General features: G+C 56.0%; 14 protein-coding genes. 8 read left to right on the forward strand and 6 right to left on the reverse strand.

Annotated features, from left to right (window positions below; translation table 11 throughout):
• Window positions 1–83: 83 nt before the first annotated feature.
• Complete coding sequence (locus VXJ35_RS10310) at window positions 84–680, reverse strand: chemotaxis protein CheD (RefSeq protein WP_064021472.1); 597 nt, start codon at window positions 678–680, stop codon at window positions 84–86.
• Entirely contained in the window at window positions 677–1489 is an 813-nt protein-coding gene (locus tag VXJ35_RS10315) for a CheR family methyltransferase (protein ID WP_408953936.1), read from the reverse strand. Before VXJ35_RS10315 ends, VXJ35_RS10310 begins: the two co-directional genes overlap by 4 nt.
• Before the next feature lie 542 nt (window positions 1490–2031).
• Between VXJ35_RS10315 and VXJ35_RS10320 the strand changes: the two genes are divergently transcribed.
• The 6 genes from VXJ35_RS10320 to VXJ35_RS10345 are packed head-to-tail and all read left to right on the forward strand — an operon-like array spanning window position 2032 to window position 8462.
• Window positions 2032–2856 carry a methyl-accepting chemotaxis protein gene (locus VXJ35_RS10320; RefSeq protein ID WP_408953946.1) on the forward strand — a complete coding sequence of 275 codons (825 nt, stop codon included), beginning with the start codon at window positions 2032–2034 and terminating at the stop codon, window positions 2854–2856.
• 20 nt (window positions 2857–2876) lie between these two features.
• Window positions 2877–3245, forward strand: a complete 369-nt coding sequence (locus VXJ35_RS10325; protein ID WP_064021475.1) for a response regulator — start codon at window positions 2877–2879, stop codon at window positions 3243–3245.
• A 33-nt stretch (window positions 3246–3278) separates the two neighbouring features.
• On the forward strand, window positions 3279–3611 hold the full coding sequence (locus VXJ35_RS10330; protein ID WP_064021476.1) for a lipid asymmetry maintenance protein MlaB: 333 nt from the start codon (window positions 3279–3281) through the stop codon (window positions 3609–3611).
• Window positions 3608–5818: a chemotaxis protein CheA gene (locus VXJ35_RS10335; protein ID WP_064021477.1), complete on the forward strand. Its 2211-nt coding sequence runs from the start codon at window positions 3608–3610 to the stop codon at window positions 5816–5818. The genes VXJ35_RS10330 and VXJ35_RS10335 overlap by 4 nt, the downstream gene beginning before the upstream one ends.
• Window positions 5819–5859: 41 nt before the next feature.
• A complete protein-coding gene (locus VXJ35_RS10340; RefSeq protein WP_064021478.1) occupies window positions 5860–7896 on the forward strand; it encodes a methyl-accepting chemotaxis protein in 2037 nt (678 codons plus the stop codon).
• Window positions 7897–7916: 20 nt separating this feature from the next.
• The gene (locus tag VXJ35_RS10345) at window positions 7917–8462 is read left to right on the forward strand and encodes a chemotaxis protein CheW (protein ID WP_064021479.1); all 546 of its coding nucleotides are present in this window, start codon (window positions 7917–7919) and stop codon (window positions 8460–8462) included.
• Window positions 8463–8821: 359 nt separating this feature from the next.
• Here the strand turns inward: VXJ35_RS10345 and VXJ35_RS10350 are convergent, their stop codons facing one another.
• The 4 genes from VXJ35_RS10350 to rpiA all read right to left on the reverse strand — a co-directional run bounded on the left by VXJ35_RS10350 (window position 8822) and on the right by rpiA (window position 13831).
• Window positions 8822–9220 carry a bacteriohemerythrin gene (locus VXJ35_RS10350; protein WP_064021480.1) on the reverse strand — a complete coding sequence of 133 codons (399 nt, stop codon included), beginning with the start codon at window positions 9218–9220 and terminating at the stop codon, window positions 8822–8824.
• A gap of 27 nt (window positions 9221–9247) precedes the next feature.
• The gene (locus VXJ35_RS10355; protein WP_064021481.1) at window positions 9248–11122 is read right to left on the reverse strand and encodes a methyl-accepting chemotaxis protein; all 1875 of its coding nucleotides are present in this window, start codon (window positions 11120–11122) and stop codon (window positions 9248–9250) included.
• Between the two features lie 137 nt (window positions 11123–11259).
• Window positions 11260–12933, reverse strand: a complete 1674-nt coding sequence (locus VXJ35_RS10360) for a formate--tetrahydrofolate ligase (protein WP_064023465.1) — start codon at window positions 12931–12933, stop codon at window positions 11260–11262.
• Between the two features lie 220 nt (window positions 12934–13153).
• Window positions 13154–13831, reverse strand: a complete 678-nt coding sequence (rpiA, locus tag VXJ35_RS10365; RefSeq protein ID WP_064021482.1) for a ribose-5-phosphate isomerase RpiA — start codon at window positions 13829–13831, stop codon at window positions 13154–13156.
• Window positions 13832–13983: 152 nt separating this feature from the next.
• Between rpiA and ilvA the strand changes: the two genes are divergently transcribed.
• Both ilvA and ppk2 read left to right on the forward strand, forming a co-directional pair.
• Window positions 13984–15507 (forward strand): threonine ammonia-lyase, biosynthetic, encoded by a 1524-nt coding sequence (gene ilvA / locus VXJ35_RS10370; RefSeq protein WP_064021483.1) that lies wholly within the window; start codon window positions 13984–13986, stop codon window positions 15505–15507.
• Window positions 15508–15577: 70 nt separating this feature from the next.
• Window positions 15578–16360 (forward strand): polyphosphate kinase 2, encoded by a 783-nt coding sequence (ppk2, locus tag VXJ35_RS10375; RefSeq protein ID WP_064021484.1) that lies wholly within the window; start codon window positions 15578–15580, stop codon window positions 16358–16360.
• Window positions 16361–16745: the final 385 nt, after the last annotated feature.

Genomic DNA, 16745 nt, shown 5'->3' on the forward strand with positions numbered 1-16745 from the left:
TCCACGGTCTAGATCCGGCGCGCAATCCGGCGCTTTGCGCGTGTGCAGCTTAAGCTGGGCCAAGCTCGGCCCAAGCCAGTGCCTCACCAAAATTCGGCCGGCCGGTGCTGGCGTTCGCGTTCTTCGATGTTTTTCTGCCAATAACGCTGTTCGGCGCGCTCCAGCCACTGTTGTTGCGCGGTATCGATTTTTTTGACGTACACCGAATAATCTTCCCCGACAAAATGCACGTTTCTGCCGATATTGCCGCCCAAACCGGCTCCGACCAGCGGAATATGTTCGTTATGCAGAAATTGTTTAATGAAAAGCACGTTGACGTCGCCGACCGATTTTAGGTCCGGGTTGTTTTCGCGTAGATGCAAGACGTTGCCGCCGCCGAAACATTTCGCCTTCAGTTTATGCCGGTCGGCGCCCAGCTTCATCATTTGGTTGATCAGCAGTTCCATGGCGAAGATGCCGTAACGGCCTTCCTCGGATTGCAGCAGCGGCAGGTGTTCGGGATTGCGCCGGTAAGCCAACAGGAAGTGGTTCATGCCGAACACGCCGTTATCGGGATCGTACAAACAGGCGGCAACGCACGAACCCAGCAAGGTCGAAATGACTTCGGCTTGCCGCGAAGCATAATATTCGCCGGGGTCGAGAATGATACGGCGGGTGCCTTTGTAGGGAAGGATTTTCACGGTTTGCGGTATATCGACGGGCTTATCTGCTGCAGCGGTCCGCTGATACCGTGCAGGCTCTCCGAATGGCTGATGAAAAAATATCCGCCTGGCTTTAGCGCCGAGAGTAAACGTTCCACGACCTGTTTCTTAGTGTCGTGATCGAAGTAAATCAATACGTTACGTAAAAATATCAGGTCGAATTTGCCTAAGCTGGCTGGCGGCGGTTTCATCAGATTGACTTGTTCGAAACTGACTCGGCCGCGCAGTTTAGCGTCCACTCTGAAATAGCCCTGTTGGCTGCGTACCCCTTTCAAGCAGTATTTGCGCAACAGGCGTGTGTCCATCTGTTCCAAGCGGTCCATTGGGTAAAGCCCGTGGCGGGCGGTTTCCAATACCCGGCTGCTCAAATCGGAGCCGACGATTTCCCAGGTCTGTACGCCCAGGGTTTCGGCGCAGACCATTGCCAAAGAATACACTTCCTCGCCGCTGGAACAGGCCGCGCTCCAGGCTCGAAACGGGCCACCGCGCCACTGCCGCAGAATCCGTTCGCGGACGAATTCGAAGTGCTTAGGTTCGCGAAAGAAATAGGTTTCGTTGGTGGTCAGAATGTCGACCATAGTTTGAAACTCGTGGGGATAGCCGTCGCCCAAGGCAAAATCGTAATAATCGCCGTAACTGTCCAGATTGTAATAATCCAGGCGTTTCGCCAGGCGGCTGGCAACCATGACTTTCTTTTCCGGGCTCAGGGAAATGCCGGCATGGTTATAAATTAATGCGCGGAAGCGTTCGAACTCCGCCGCGCTCATGATGGATGTGCCGATAATCAAGGTGCTCCGTGGCTAAATGTTAAGTATTTTCAGATATTTTTTCCGAAATGCCGGAAATTTAACAATACTGAAATCCCAAATATGGTGCTTGGTTGAACGCTGTCCTAAAACTCTCTACTATCCCAACCATGGCTCAGTAATTTAATGGAAACTACATGTCTGGTACAACAAGCGGCCCAACCATCAAAGATATCGATACACGCGCTTACTACGGATTAACGGTGGGCCTGGGATTGGCGGGCGGCTTATTGGCAGCCGCATTGGCCGGTTTCAGCCTGGCCAGCGTGCTGGGCGCGGTGGTGTTAGTACTGGCCGGGGCTCTGGCCGGTTCGGTCTTGGCCGCTAAGCAACAAGCGGCGTTAAACGACGTAAACCGGGCGTGGCGCGGCGACGAAGAGGTCAAGCTCAAAGACCTCGAAGCTTACGTGGTCGAATTGGAGCGATTGTTTTTACAGGTGGTGCCGATCCTGCTACGCCAAGTGCAGACCTCGCGCACCCATACCGAGCAGGAAATTACCGTGTTAACCGACCGTTTCGCGGCGATGGTTACCCAACTGGAGCGTTTGCTTGCCGGCGGCAGCCGCCACCGCGAAGACCGGGGTGTCGACGTGTTATTCAACGAAACCCGGGAAGCGTTAACCACGGTATTGCGGGTATTGAGCCAAATTCAAGACGTCGAGCACGCCGTGGTCGATGAGGTCAGAAAATTATCTACCCATACCAAACAACTGGATTCGATGGCGCAAGAAGTGCGTAAGGTCGCCGAACAGATCAATTTGCTGGCCTTGAACGCCGCGATCGAAGCCGCCCGCGCCGGGGAAAATGGCCGCGGCTTTGCCGTTGTGGCCGACGAAGTGCGCAAATTGGCCGGCTTTTCGTCGGCAACCGGCGAAAAGATCAGCCGGGCGATCGAAGGCATCAATTTGGCGATGGCCTCGACGCTGAAAATGTCCGAAGCGTCCGGCACTTCGGACGACAAAGCCATCCGCGACGCCGAGCAGGCGATTCGCACCGCACTCGACGATCTGCATAAAGCGTTGGATATGTTCAAAGACGATGCCGACAATCTGCGCGGCAACAGCGCGCAGATTCGCGACGAGATATACAGCGTGCTGACTGCGTTTCAATTTCAAGACCGCGTCAGCCAGATGCTGTCCCACGTCGAGCACAACTTGAACAATTTGCAGCGTGCGGTGGATGCGATCAGAGCCGCTGGAGTCCGCCATGCCGATAGCCTGGATGTTAGCCAGACTTTATCCAGAATGGAACTTAGCTACACGATGCCGGAGGAGTTGCTGAACCACTCGGCGTCCGCGGCGATTAACCGGCAAAGTTCCTCGGGCAGCGAAGAGATTACCTTTTTCTAAGATCTGTTAAGGAAGAAACCATGGCCAAAACCATCATGATTGTTGACGATTCGGCGTCGATCCGCCAAGTGGTCGGTATCGCCCTGAAGGGCGCCGGCTACGACGTGGTCGAGGCTTGCGACGGCAAAGACGCGCTGGCTAAATTGACCGGGCAAAAAATCAATCTGATTATTTCCGACGTCAACATGCCGAACATGGACGGCATTAGCCTGGTCCAGGAAATCAAAAAATTGGCGGCCTACAAGTTTACCCCGATCATGATGCTGACCACGGAAGCGGCCGACGATAAAAAACAAGCCGGTAAAGCCGCCGGCGCCAAGGCCTGGTTGACCAAGCCGTTTCAGGCGCCAACCTTGCTGGATGCCGTATCCAAATTGGTACTGCCTTAATTCGTTTTCCAAGCGGCCCCGGAGGCAACGGCCATGGCTATCGAAGTCAAACAACAGCGGCCCGATAGCGTCCATCTCGCTATCGACGGCGATATCACAATATACAACGTCGCCGAATTGAGACAGGCCTTGTCGGCCTATCTGGATACGGTTAAAGAGATACAGCTCGATCTGGCCGGCGTCGCCGAAATCGACGGCGCCGGTGTGCAATTATTGATGTTTTTAAAGCAGGAAGCCCTAGCGAAAGGGGGCGAGTTGAGTCTGGCCCGGCACAGCGAAGCCGTCGTCGAAGTGTTGGAATTGCTAAATCTGAGCACGCATTTCGGCGATCCGATAGTCATCTCCGCCGATTGGAAGTCTTTATGAACGAAATGGATACCGCGCTAGCCATCTTCGCCCAGGAAGCCGAGGAACTCCTGGTCGACATGGAAGACGCGCTGTTAAGTCTGGACAGCGATCCGGACAACGGCGAAACCGTCAATTCCTTGTTTCGGGCGATGCATACCATCAAAGGATCTTCCGGTTTGTTCGGTTTCGATCCTATCGTGGCGTTTACCCACGAGGCCGAAACCGTGCTGGACAAGGTGCGTCAGGGCGAACGGCAGATCGATTCGAATTTGATCGCAGTGTTGCTGGAAAGCAAAGACCACGCCGCCAAGTTGATCGAACATTGCCTTAAAGCGAACGGCACGGCGGTGCCGGCCGAACTGGCCGCGACCGGTTTGCGTCTGATCGCGCAACTGAACGGCGGTAAAGAAACTGTGATTCAACAAAGACCCGACAGCGTTGAGGATCAGGTGCTGAGAGAGGGCGGCGGCGAGATTGCCGTCGACGAACATTGGCTGATATCGCTGGAGTTCAAGCCAGATTCGTTTCGAGACGGCATCGACCCGTTGTCGTTTTTACGCTACTTGAAAACTCTCGGCGATATCAAACAGATTGTGACGGTCGCCGAAGGGATGCCGAGCGGCGAGGCCATGGACCCGGAAAGTTGTTATCTGCATTTCAAAATCGCCTTTCAAAGCGAGGCCAGCAAGGAAACCATCGAACGGGTTTTCGAATTCGCCGCCGACGATTGCGAGATCAAGATTTTGCCGCCGAACGCCAAAATCGGCGAATACCTGCAATTGTTGGACGCCCAGGACGAAACCCGTTTGCGCAAAATTGGCGACATGCTGGTCCAGGTCGGGGCCTTAACCGAACACGACGTCGAAACGGCCTTGCAGGCGCAAACCGGCAGTGCCGGACGCGAAGTGGAGGCTGGTGCAAAAGCCAAGCCGTTAGGCGAAATCCTGGTGGAGCAGCACGTGGTGCAGCAGCCTTTGGTCGACCAGGCGTTGAAGAAGCAGGAACAAACCAAGCAAAAAATCGCCAGCGAGGCCAATTACATCCGGGTCGACGCGACGAAATTGGGTCATCTGATCAATTTGGTAGGCGAATTGGTGATTTCCAGCGCGGCGATGAACCTGATCGTCGAAAAGCACGGCTTGTCGGATGCCAGCGATGTTGCCGCCGGCATGAATTCGCTGGTCAACAGCATCCGCGATACCGCCCTGGAATTACGCATGGTGCAAATCGGCGATACCTTTTCGCGTTTCCGCCGCGTAGTGCACGACGTCAGCAAGGAATTGAACAAGGACATCCAACTTCTGATCAGCGGCGGCGAGACCGAGTTGGATAAGACCGTGGTGGAGAAAATCCAAGATCCGTTGACGCATTTGATCCGCAACGCCCTGGATCACGGTATCGAACATCCCGCACAGCGCCTGGCTGCCGGCAAACCTGCGCAAGGTACGGTGCAACTCAATGCCTACCACGAATCCGGCCACATCGTGATTCAAATCGCCGACGACGGCGCCGGATTGAACAGCGAAAAAATCCTGGAAAAAGCCCTGGCGAATGGCTTGATCAAAAAAGACCACGGGCTGTCGCAGCGGGAAATATACAGCCTGATCTTTGCCGCCGGCCTCAGTACCAAGGACCAAGCCACCAGCTTGTCCGGGCGCGGAGTCGGCATGGATGTGGTCAAGAGAAACATTGAGGCCTTGCGCGGTTCGGTGGAAATCGACAGCGAGGAAGGCCAAGGTACCACCATTTCGATCCGCCTACCGTTAACCTTGGCCATCATCGACGGCTTCATGGTCGGAACCGCAGCCGAACGCTTCATCATTCCGTTGAGCATGGTCGACGAATGTATCGAAATGTCGGCCAACGAATGCGAGATCGACGAGGTTCAGCATTACATCAATCTGCGCGGCAAGGTGTTGCCGTATTTGCGGCTCGGCGACTATTTCGGCACGCCCGCCGGCAACGCCAATCAGCGCGAAAGCGTCGTCGTCGTCAAGTTCGGCCAGACCGAGGCCGGCTTGGTGGTCGACGAGCTACACGGCGAGCATCAAACGGTGATCAAACCCCTGGGCAAGGTGTTCGAGCGCTTGAAAGGCATTACCGGCGCCACGGTCTTGGGCGACGGCACCGTCGCGTTGATCTTGGACGTGCAAGGTCTGATTCAAGCCGCCATCGAACATAAGCCCAGGCCGTTGGCCCACAAACCGGCGTTACGCCGGGTCTGATTTCGGCGGATTGCTCATAAATAACAACACGGGAATAGCAGATGAACATCAACGATTTGAAAATTAAAACCAAGATATTGACGGGAGCGATGTTGTTGGTGGCCATCACCATCGCTTTCGGGGTGTTGTCGAAAATTTATATCGGCAACGTGGCGGGAGCCTTGTTCAATATCACCGACAACAACGGCAAGTCGGTGGAATACGCCACCGGCGTGGAAAGGATGGCCTTGCAGACCATCATGGAAGAAAAGAATTATTTACTCTTTGAAAAAGATGAAATACACCAACGAGCCGAGGAAAACGTCAAAAATCTGATGGCCTATTTGGATAAGGTCGATCAGATTGCAAAGCAATACAACAACTCCGAGTTGTTGACGCAATCGAAAGTCGCACGGGAAGGAACCGCGAATTATGCTGAAAAGTACCGTGCCGGAGTCGCCGCATTAAAAAACAATAAGAAATTGGTTGAGGATATGGTCGAGAAGGGCGGTATCGTCGCTAAAGCCGCTGATAATTTCTTGAATCGGCAAGTTCGACTATACCAAGAAGCGATGAAAAAAGGCGCCAATGCGCAAGAGCTGGATGGTTACGTGCAGCGCTATATCGGAGCCACGCGGATTTATGTAAAAGCGATGGAAATAATGCGCGCAGAGAAAGAGGAGGTAAATTATAAGGATCGTAACGCCTGGAAAAACATGCAAATCTGGCTGCCGGAATTAATGGGCTATTATGACGATTTGCAAAAAATCGTAAATTCAGAAGATGCGTTGCGACTGATTGACGAAGCGCGCAAAGCGACTCGCGATTACCAACAGTCTGCCCAGAATTGGATCAAAAACGACGACGAACTGAAAGTCATCCTCAAGGAAATGTCTGAATTGGGCGCCAATGTGATTAAACAGGCGCAAACGGCCGAAGATTCCGGTTATGCCCAACTGGGCAAAGCTCGCGAGGAGGCTGATAAGCTGGTTGACGAAGCCAATTCCATTATTTTAGGCACTATAGCTGCGGCGTTTATTTTGGGAATTATCATTGCGATGTTCCTGGCCAATCTGATCACTGCGCCGATTATCGTCGGCGTCCAATTCGCCAAATCGCTGTCCGAGGGAGATTTGACGGCAAAACTGGATGTGAACGGCAAGGACGAGATCGGCCAACTGGCTCAGGCCTTGCGCGACATGCGCGACCAGTTGAGCAGCGTGGTCAGCCAGGTGCGGGCGAATTCCGATACTTTGTCCAGCGCATCCGAGCAAGTCAGCGCCACCGCCCAGGCGATGAGCCAGATGGCGACCGAGCAGGCCGCCAGCGTCGAAGAGACCACTACTTCGATCGAGCAACTCAACGCGTCGGTGCAACAAAATACCGAAAACGCCCATGTCACCGAGCAAATGGCGACCAAATCCGCCAACGAAGCCCGCCAGGGCGGCGAGGCGGTGACCGAAACCGTTGCCGCGATGAAAAACATCGCCAAAAAAATCGGTTTGATCGAAGACATTGCCTACAAAACCAATCTACTGTCGTTGAATGCGGCAATCGAAGCCGCGTCCGCCGGCGAACACGGTAAAGGCTTTGCCGTGGTCGCAGCCGAAGTCCGTAAATTGGCCGAAAGCAGCCGAATTACCGCCGAGGAAATCAACGAACTGGCCACCAACAGCGTCGCCATCGCCGAAAAAGCCGGCAATCTGATTACGGCCGTAGTGCCCAACATCGTTAAAACGTCCGACTTGGTGCAGGAAATCAACGCGGCGTCGGTCGAACAATCCGGCGGCATCAACCAAATCAACGACGCCATGCGGCAACTGGATAAAGCCACCCAGCAAAATGCAGCCAGCGCCGAAGAACTGGCAGCCACGGCCGAAGAGTTGAACGGCCAGGCCACGCAGTTGCAGCAGGTGGTGGCGTTCTTCAAATTGGATGCCAATGCCAGGAAAAACCAAGGCTCCGGCCGCGGCAACTCGAGCGGCCGCTCGCCGCGCCCGGCCGCCAAACCTTCGCGTGCGCCTAAGCCCAATGTCTCGGCCGCCGGTACCGCCGAGAGTTCTTTGGACTTTAACGAAGCGGATTTCGAACGTTTTTAACGCCGCCGGAGCATCATGAGATGAGTAGTCTGATTCGGAAAGAAAGCGCGACTGCGGTGGCTGCACAGGAGCAGGTCGGCCAATACCTGACGTTTTTGGTCGGCGGCGAAACGTTTGCCGTCAGCATCCTCGACGTCAAGGAGATCATCGAGATCGCCAGCGTTACCCGCGTCCCCCTGACGCCCGACTATATCCACGGCGTGATCAATTTGCGCGGTAACGTGGTTGCGGTGATCGACCTGTCGGCAAGATTGAGCCGGTCGCCGTCTCAGGTCAGCAAGCGCAGTTGCATCGTGCTGGTCGCGATGGAGATCAACGAAACGCTGCAGTTGGTCGGGATGCTGGTCGACGAGGTGCGGGAAATACTGGAAATTCCGGCGGCGAACATTCAACCGGCCCCCGATTTCGGGGCCGATATCCGCACCGATTTTATCGAAGCGATGGCGCGCATCGACGACGTGTTTATTATCCTGCTGGCTTTGGATCGGGTCTTGTCGTTGGAGGAGCTGTCCCTGCTGGGCGACTTGACCGCAGCCGAAGCATTACGTTCGGTGCCGACCGAGTGAGTGCCGCTAAGTCAGCCCAGCAAACTGGATAAGCCAATCGGCTATTACCTGCGGCGAGCGTCGTTGGTTTGGGCGCGAGTCCGCTCAATACTCGCCTTATGCCAACTCGCTTGCAGCGGGGCGTTCGCTATGGCAATGATCCGGCGCGGATGAAGTTACTCCGCTGGCCGCTATCCTTTACTAGCCCGATCCGCCACGGTCAAGACTCCCCGATACGCTCGACGACGACGATACCTGTCGCCAACAATGACCTGTCGAGCACTGCGCCTTGATCGGAAGGCTTACAGTCACAGTAGAGCGGCTGCAAAGCCGCCGTTTGCGTTTCGGCATTGCCCGGGCGGGAACGCCGGCTACGCTTGTTAAGCTTCAAGTTTCAGACCTTTATCGCGGAAATACTCGCCGATTGCCCTGTCTTCAGTTTGGACGTGCTGAATCCAGTCGTGCATGAAGTTCAAGGTATCGTTTTGGTGCCAGGCCCCGCGCTGGATGATTTGGCTGGCTTCGACCAGTTTGTCCAGCATTAGATTGTGCGAGGCGGTATGGGCTTGGGTTAACGGGTAAGCGTTGTTTTTCATGAAGGTTTCTTCGGCCTCGAAATGCTCCCGGCAGTGCCGGTACAGCCGCATTACATTCTCCTGGAGTTGCGGTTGGTTTTCGGATTGGATTAAATCGTTAGCCAGCGCGAACAGTTGCCGGTGTTGAACGTTGATGGTTTCTTCGGCCACCAGATAATCGTCGCTCCATTCAAATTGGTTCATAGCAAATTCCACCTCGATTTTGGTTGATTAGCGGATTTTAAAAAATCCGATTTGTGCCACCAGGCTTTGGCTTTGCTCGTTCAACGCTTCGGCCGTGGCCGCCAGTTGTTCGGAAGCCGCGGCATTATGCTGGATGGCCGTATTGAGCTGCGCCATTGCCTGATTAATCTGATGCACACCGACGGCCTGTTGTTCCGATGCCGTTACGATTTCCTGCACCAGGTTTGCCGTGTTGGCAATGCTGGGGGCCATTTCCGAGAAAATGTCGCCGGCTTTTTGGGCGATTTGCAAACCGCTTTGCGCCAGTTCGCCGATTTCGGTGGCGGTGGACTGGCTGCGGTTTGCCAACTTACGGACTTCCCCGGCCACTACCGAGAATCCGGCGCCGTGTTGGCCGGCCTTGGCGGCGACAATCGACGCGTTCAACGACAGCAGATTGGTCTGGTAGGCGATACCTTCGATCAAGCCGATTTTTTCGGCGATTTTTTGCATCGCCGCGACGGTTTGCCGCACCACCTGCTCGCCGGTTTGCGCCGACTGCGCCGCGGCCAGCGCGATTTGTTCGGTGGAGCGGGCGTTGTGTTGATTGTGTTCCACCGAGCCGCTCAACTGTTCCAGTGCCGCACTGGTTTGCTCGATGCCGGCTGCCTGTTGGCAACTGCTTTGGCTTAGGGTTTGCGCGGCGCGGCTGACTTCGTCCGCCGCCTGCGAGATTTGCTCCGAGCAATCGCGTAATGCGATCACAACGTCGGTCAAGCGCTGCTGCATGCTCAGCATTGCCGCCAAGATGCCGCTGTGGTTTGCCGCCGTTTGGCCGTCTTGTGCCGCGAGTTCCCCGGCGGCGACTTTAACCGCCAGAGCTTTGACGTGAGCCGGCTCGCCGCCCAATTGCTCGGTAATGTCTTTGCGCAGAAACCAGAATAATCCGAGCGACAGGCCGAGTACCGCAGTCACCAATAAGCTATTCAGCAGCAGTTGCCATTGGGCGTCCTGTTGGATCGCATTGGAACTGGCGGTGATGTCGCGGGCGATATAGTCCTCGACTTGCTTTAACTGGTTGATTTTGCCGGTCTGCATCGCAAACCAGTGGGCCGGGTCGACGCCGAAACCTTGACCGCCGTTATCGGCCAGCGCTTTGCGCCGCATCGCCGCGGTTTCGTCGACGAATTGGCCGCGCAGGGTGTTGTTGGAAAAATCCAGATAATTGTCCGGCGCCGTCGCCGCGAACAAGTCGAGGTAAGCATTTTGCAACGCAATCAGCGCGATTAGCTTCTGGTACATGCCGGGGCCGAACGCGTTCTTGGCAAAGGTGTTGGCCAGCACCGCGCGTTCGATACCGGCTTGTTCCTTGCCTTTCAGAAAATTGGCATAGGCGGCTAACTGCTGGCTGAGTTTCGCATCCGCACTCAATTTCGGCAATTGGGCCAGGATCGTCAAATAGGCCGCGTTCAATTCCGAATAGTAGTTCACGGTGGCCTCGCCGCCGGCGCTTAAAGCGTCCACGCCGGCGCGGGTTTGCTTTAAGGTGGCGATACGCCGGCTGACATCCGCCAAACCGGCGGAAAAAAATTCCGCGCCGCGGGTGTCGAAACGCTGCAGAAAACCGTCCAGCTTTGCCAGTTTTACATCGGTTGCCTGCCGCTGTTGCCCCAGTTCGGTTCTGAATTTTTGCCCGCCGCTGCCGAGAAAACCGCCCGACAGGCCGCGCTCTTTTTGCAATTCATGCACCAGATCGCTGGCCAGCACCGAAAAACCGGCCAATGCGGCGACGTTGCCGGCCGATTGCATTTGGTGCAATTGGTTGCGAATCACAAAGGATGCCATCAGTAGCAAGCCGGCTAACGGTAATAACGCAAGCGCGGCGATTTTATGGCTGAATTTCAGCGAGCGCAGGTCAAACATGGCATTCCCCCGACGGATTTCGGATCAGCGATCTGTTTCGCCGCACAAAGCTGTATCGGCAGGCACGCGATTGCATAAGCATAGCCGGATAGTGCGCAGCCGTCGCCCGCCGGCCCGCACTGACCGATTCGCCACGGCTAGAACAAACCGCTGATCACGCCGTTGTCGTCGATATCGATCCGTTCCGCGGCCGGGACTTTCGGCAGGCCCGGCATCGTCATCATGTCGCCGGCGATGGCAACGATAAAGCCGGCGCCGTTGGCCAGCCGCACTTCGCTGATTTCGACCGTGTGGCCGCTGGGTGCGCCTTTGGCGTTGGCGTTGGTCGAGAACGACATTTGGGTCTTGGCCATGCAGATCGGGAAATGGCCGTAGTTGGCTTGCAAGGCTTTGATCTCGCCCATTACTTTCGGACTGGCGCTGACTTTGCCCGCGCCGTACAGCTTGGTGGCAATCGCTTCGATTTTGCCCCACAACGGCAGTTCGTCGTTGTAGACATAGCTGAAACCCGGTTCGCGCCGGTCGACGATGTTCAATACTTCGCGGGCTAAATCTTCCGCGCCGGCGCCGCCATGGGCCCAGTGTTTGGCGACCACGCATTTAGCGCCCAAAGCCTCGCACTTGGCTTTCAGCAGCTCGATTTCGGCGTCGGTATCGAAGGTGAAATGGTTGATGCTGACGACACAGGGCAGGCCGTAGTGGTTTTGGATGTTGCTCAGATGGCGTTCCAGATTGGCGAAGCCTTTTTCCAAAGCTTCCAGGTTTTCCTGGTTGAGTTCGTCCTTGGCGACGCCGCCGTGGAATTTCAACGCCCGCACCGTGGCGACCAATACCACCGCCGACGGCTTCAGGCCGGACATCCGGCATTTGATGTCCAAGAATTTCTCGGCGCCCAAATCGGCGCCGAAACCGGCTTCTGTCACCGCATAATCGGCCAGTTTTAACGCGGTTTTGGTCGCGGTGACGGTGTTGCAACCGTGGGCGATGTTGGCGAACGGGCCACCGTGGATAATGGCCAAATTGTTTTCCAGGGTTTGTACCAGATTCGGCTTGATCGCGTCTTTCAACACCGCCGCCATCGCGCCGTGCGCCTTTAAGTCGCTGGCGTAAACCGGAGTGACTTTGTCGGACTTGTAACCGATGACGATGCGGCCCAGCCGCTCCTTCAAATCGGCGCGGCTGCTGGCCAGACACAAAATCGCCATGACTTCGGAAGCCACGACGATGTCGAAGCCGTCTTCGCGCAGATAACCGTTGGCCGCACCGCCCATACCGACCACGATCTTGCGCAACGCTCTGTCGTTCATGTCGACGACGCGTTTCCATTGGATGCGGCGCGGGTCGATGTCCAGCTTGTTGCCGTGGTTGATGTGGTTGTCGATCAAGGCCGACAACAGATTATGCGCGACGCCGATGGCGTGGAAGTCGCCGGTGAAATGCAGGTTGATATCTTCCATCGGCACCACTTGCGCGTAACCGCCGCCAGCCGCGCCGCCTTTAACGCCGAAGCAGGGGCCCAATGAAGGCTCGCGCAGGCAGATGATGGTTTTCTTGCCGATCCGGTTCAATGCATCGCCCAAGCCGACCGTGGTGGTAGTTTTGCCTTCGCCGGCCGGGGTCGGCGAAATGGCCGTGACCAGAATCAGTTTGCCGTCGGGTTGATCGGCCAGACTGTTGACGTATTCCAACGATATTTTCGCTTTGTAATGGCCGTAGGGATCGAGATGCTCGGCGGGGATGCCGAACGCTTCCCCGGCCAAATCGATAATAGGGCGCATTTTTGCCTGTTGGGCAATTTCAATGTCTGACATGTTTTCCGGTTCCTGAAATACTTTGGGATGCAATGGTGAAACGGGTTGGAACGGCCGAGCGCGTCTGCCGTTGCAAATGGCGGATATTTTAGGGTTTAACGGCGGAAGCCGCCAAAAATATTGAGGTTTATCGGTTTTTGCGGGGCGGTGGGTTAGGCGGTAAAACGGGCGGCGAACCCGCCGCGCCGATGCGGCGGCGAGTTCGCGCCGAATAAAGCGCTTAGTAACTGATGACTTCGCTACCCTTGCCGACCAAGACCACGTCGGCGTCGCGCATCGCGAACAGGCCGTTGGTGATGACGCCGGGGATGTTGTTGATCGCTTGTTCGGTACCGATCGGGTCGACGATGCTCATGTTATGCACGTCCAGAATCTCGCAGCCGTTGTCGGTGATGTACGGTTGGCCGGTTTCCTTGTTCATCCGCAAGATCGGTTGGCCGCCCAGTTTGACCAATTGGCGGGCGACGAAGCTGCGCGACAACGGCAGCACTTCCACCGGCAGCGGGAATTTGCCCATCACGTCGACGCATTTGGTTTCGTCGACGATGCAGACGAACTTCTTGCTGGCGCCGGCTATGATTTTTTCCCGGGTCAGCGCGCCGCCGCCGCCTTTCAGCATTTTGCGGTGCGGGGTAACTTCGTCGGCGCCGTCGACGTAAATGTCCAGGTCGCCGCTATCGTTCAATTCGATGACTTTGATGCCGATCGATCTGAGGTGTTCTGTGGTTTTGATCGAGCTGGACACGGCGGCTTCGATATCGTTTTTGAAGTTGCAATCGGCCAATTGGTTGATCAAATGCGTCACTGTCGAGCCGGTGCCCATGCCGATGATCGGTACGTTTTTCAGGTATTGCAATGCGGCGGCGGCGACTTGTTTTTTTAATTCGTCTTGAGTCATGTGTGATGGTCCTGATGGTTATGCTCTTATGAATCCTGACGCGGCTTTCAACCCGTCATTGTATGGGATAATACCCGATTAACGCTGATCGCTCAGCAGTTTTTAAGGCCAGGAATGCGGTGTGCGACAGGACGCTCGTACCGAGGATAGCGATGCTGAATTACATAGAAAAAATATTGCGGGCCCGGGTTTACGACGTGGCGGAAGAAACCCCGCTGGACTACGCGCCGACCTTGTCCGAGCGGGTCAACAACCGGGTTTATTTGAAACGCGAAGACCTGCAGCCGGTGTTTTCGTTCAAGCTGCGCGGCGCTTACAACAAGATTGCATCATTGACGCCGGAGCAAACCGCCAATGGCGTGATCGCCGCCTCGGCCGGCAACCATGCCCAGGGGGTGGCGTTGGCGGCCAAGCGGCTCGGCATCAAGGCCTTGATCGTGATGCCGAAAACCACGCCGGAAATCAAAGTCAAATCGGTCAAGGCGCGCGGCGCCAAAGCCGTGTTGCACGGCGATTCCTACGACGACGCTTACGCCCATGCCATGGAATTGGCCGCCGAGAAAGGCATGACCTTCATCCACCCCTACGACGACCCGGACGTGATCGCCGGCCAGGGTACCGTAGCGATGGAAATTCTGCGCCAGTACAACGGCGACATTCACGCCATCTTCGTGCCGGTCGGCGGCGGCGGTTTGATTGCCGGCATCGCCGCTTACGTCAAATTCGTCCGGCCGGAGATCAAAGTTATCGCCGTCGAACCCGACGATGCCGATTGTCTGAACCAGGCGTTACGCGCCGGCCAGCGGGTGGTGTTGGCGCAGGTCGGATTATTCGCCGACGGCGTCGCGGTCAAACAAATCGGCGCGGAGCCGTTTCGGATCGCCCGGCAGTGGGTGGACGAAGTGGTCACGGTCGGTACCGACGAAATCTGCGCCGCGATCAAAGACATTTTCGACGACACCCGTTCGGTGGCCGAGCCGGCCGGCGCTTTGGCCGTGGCCGGCTTGAAGAAATACGCCGAACGCCACGGCTTGCAGCAGCAAACCCTGATTGCCATCGACAGCGGCGCCAACATCAATTTCGACCGGCTGCGTTACGTCGCCGAGCGAACCCAGGTCGGCGAACACCGTGAAATTCTGTTGGCGGTGGCGATTCCGGAACTGCCGGGGAGTTTCCTCAAGTTTTGCCGGGTGCTCGGCAAACGCAACATCACCGAGTTCAACTACCGTTATTTCGACCCAGCGATGGCGCAGGTCTTCGTCGGCATCAGCAGCAGCGGCGCCGAAGCCGACCACAGGCAACTGGTGGAACATCTGGCCGCAGAAGGCTTTGCCGTAACCGATATGACCGGCAACGAGCTGGCCAAGGACCATATCCGTTACATGGTCGGCGGCCATGCGCCGTACGATGTCAAAGAGCGGGTTTATAGCCTGCAATTTCCGGAACGGCCCGGCGCGTTATTGAAATTCCTGATGGCACTGGGCAGCCAATGGAATATCAGCCTGTTCCATTACCGCAACCACGGCGCGGCATTCGGCAAGGTGTTGATCGGCTTGCAGCTCGGCGATGCGGAATCGGTGCATTTCGAACAATGTCTGAACGCGTTACAACTGGTTTACCGTCGCGAGACCGATAATCCGGCCTACCGCTTGTTTGCCGGCGGCGCGTCGGCTTAGCCCATTTCGGCAAAAATCCGCGGGCGTGCTATTTTCCAGTGGATACTTAAACCCGGAACAGGCGGCGGACATGAGCAAAAAACACCCGGAACAAGCCGAAAAACCCGATTACAAGGACGTGCTGCAGCAACTACAGGTCGAATTGGTCAAGCTGCAAAACCACATCATCAAGCACGGCGACAAGATCTTGATTTTATTCGAGGGGCGCGACGCCGGTGGCAAGGACGGCACCATCAAACGCATCATCCAACATCTGAGCCCACGCGAGATTCGCGTAGTCGCGTTGGGCAAGCCGTCCGACCGCGACAACAGCACCTGGTATTTTCAACGCTATACCGCGCATTTGCCGGCGGCGCAGGAGTTGGTGTTGTTCAACCGCAGTTGGTACAACCGGGCCGGGGTGGAGCGGGTTATGGGCTTTTGTTCGGACAACGAATACCACGAGTTCATCGAAACGGTTTCGCATTACGAGCAACTGCTGGTGCGCTCCGGCATCAAGTTGCTGAAGTATTATCTGGATATCAGCAAGGGCGAGCAGAAAAAGCGCTTGGCGCAACGCCAGCAAGACCCGTTAAAGCAATGGAAAATCAGCCCTATCGACAAGGAAGCGCAAAAGCATTGGCAAGCCTATAGCGAGGCGCGCAACATCATGTTCGCCAGAACTCACCATTTATCGGCGCCGTGGACCATCGTCAAAGCCGACGACAAAAAACTGGCCCGAATCAATCTGATCAAGGATCTGTTGTTTCGGCTGGATTACAAAGGCAAGAACGAAGCCTTGGTATTGCCCGATGCCAATATCGTGTTCAGCTACGAGGAAAGTTATCTGCACAACGGCATGATCGCGCCGTGAGCGGGGGCTTCGGTTAAGGCGAACTGGCCAATCGACTTTTTGGGTTATCCGGCTCCCATTTATGCGATTCGGGTACGGTCCTTCGCTCATCAGTTATAAATCAATTCTCGTCATGCCCGCAGGATGAGGGCATCCAGCGCCATGGACGGTAGCTTCAAGCTATCCTTGCAACCTGGATTCGCTTAGCGGTCTACGGCTCCGGCACAAATCGGTCTGGAACGGATTGCATTACCCGAAAAGGGTGTCAGGCAGGTCAGCCTGACATGAATCCCTGCCGGAATGACGGTTACCAAACAAAGATTTGTTTAACTGCGAGCGGTCGCCCGTACCCGAAGGGGATGAATGGGAATCCATACCGGGTACCGAAGCGGGTAGGCATTCCCAC

This window comes from Methylomonas sp. DH-1 (genome assembly GCF_046097555.1).
In the GTDB taxonomy this organism is placed as follows: Bacteria; Pseudomonadota; Gammaproteobacteria; order Methylococcales; family Methylomonadaceae; genus Methylomonas; species Methylomonas koyamae.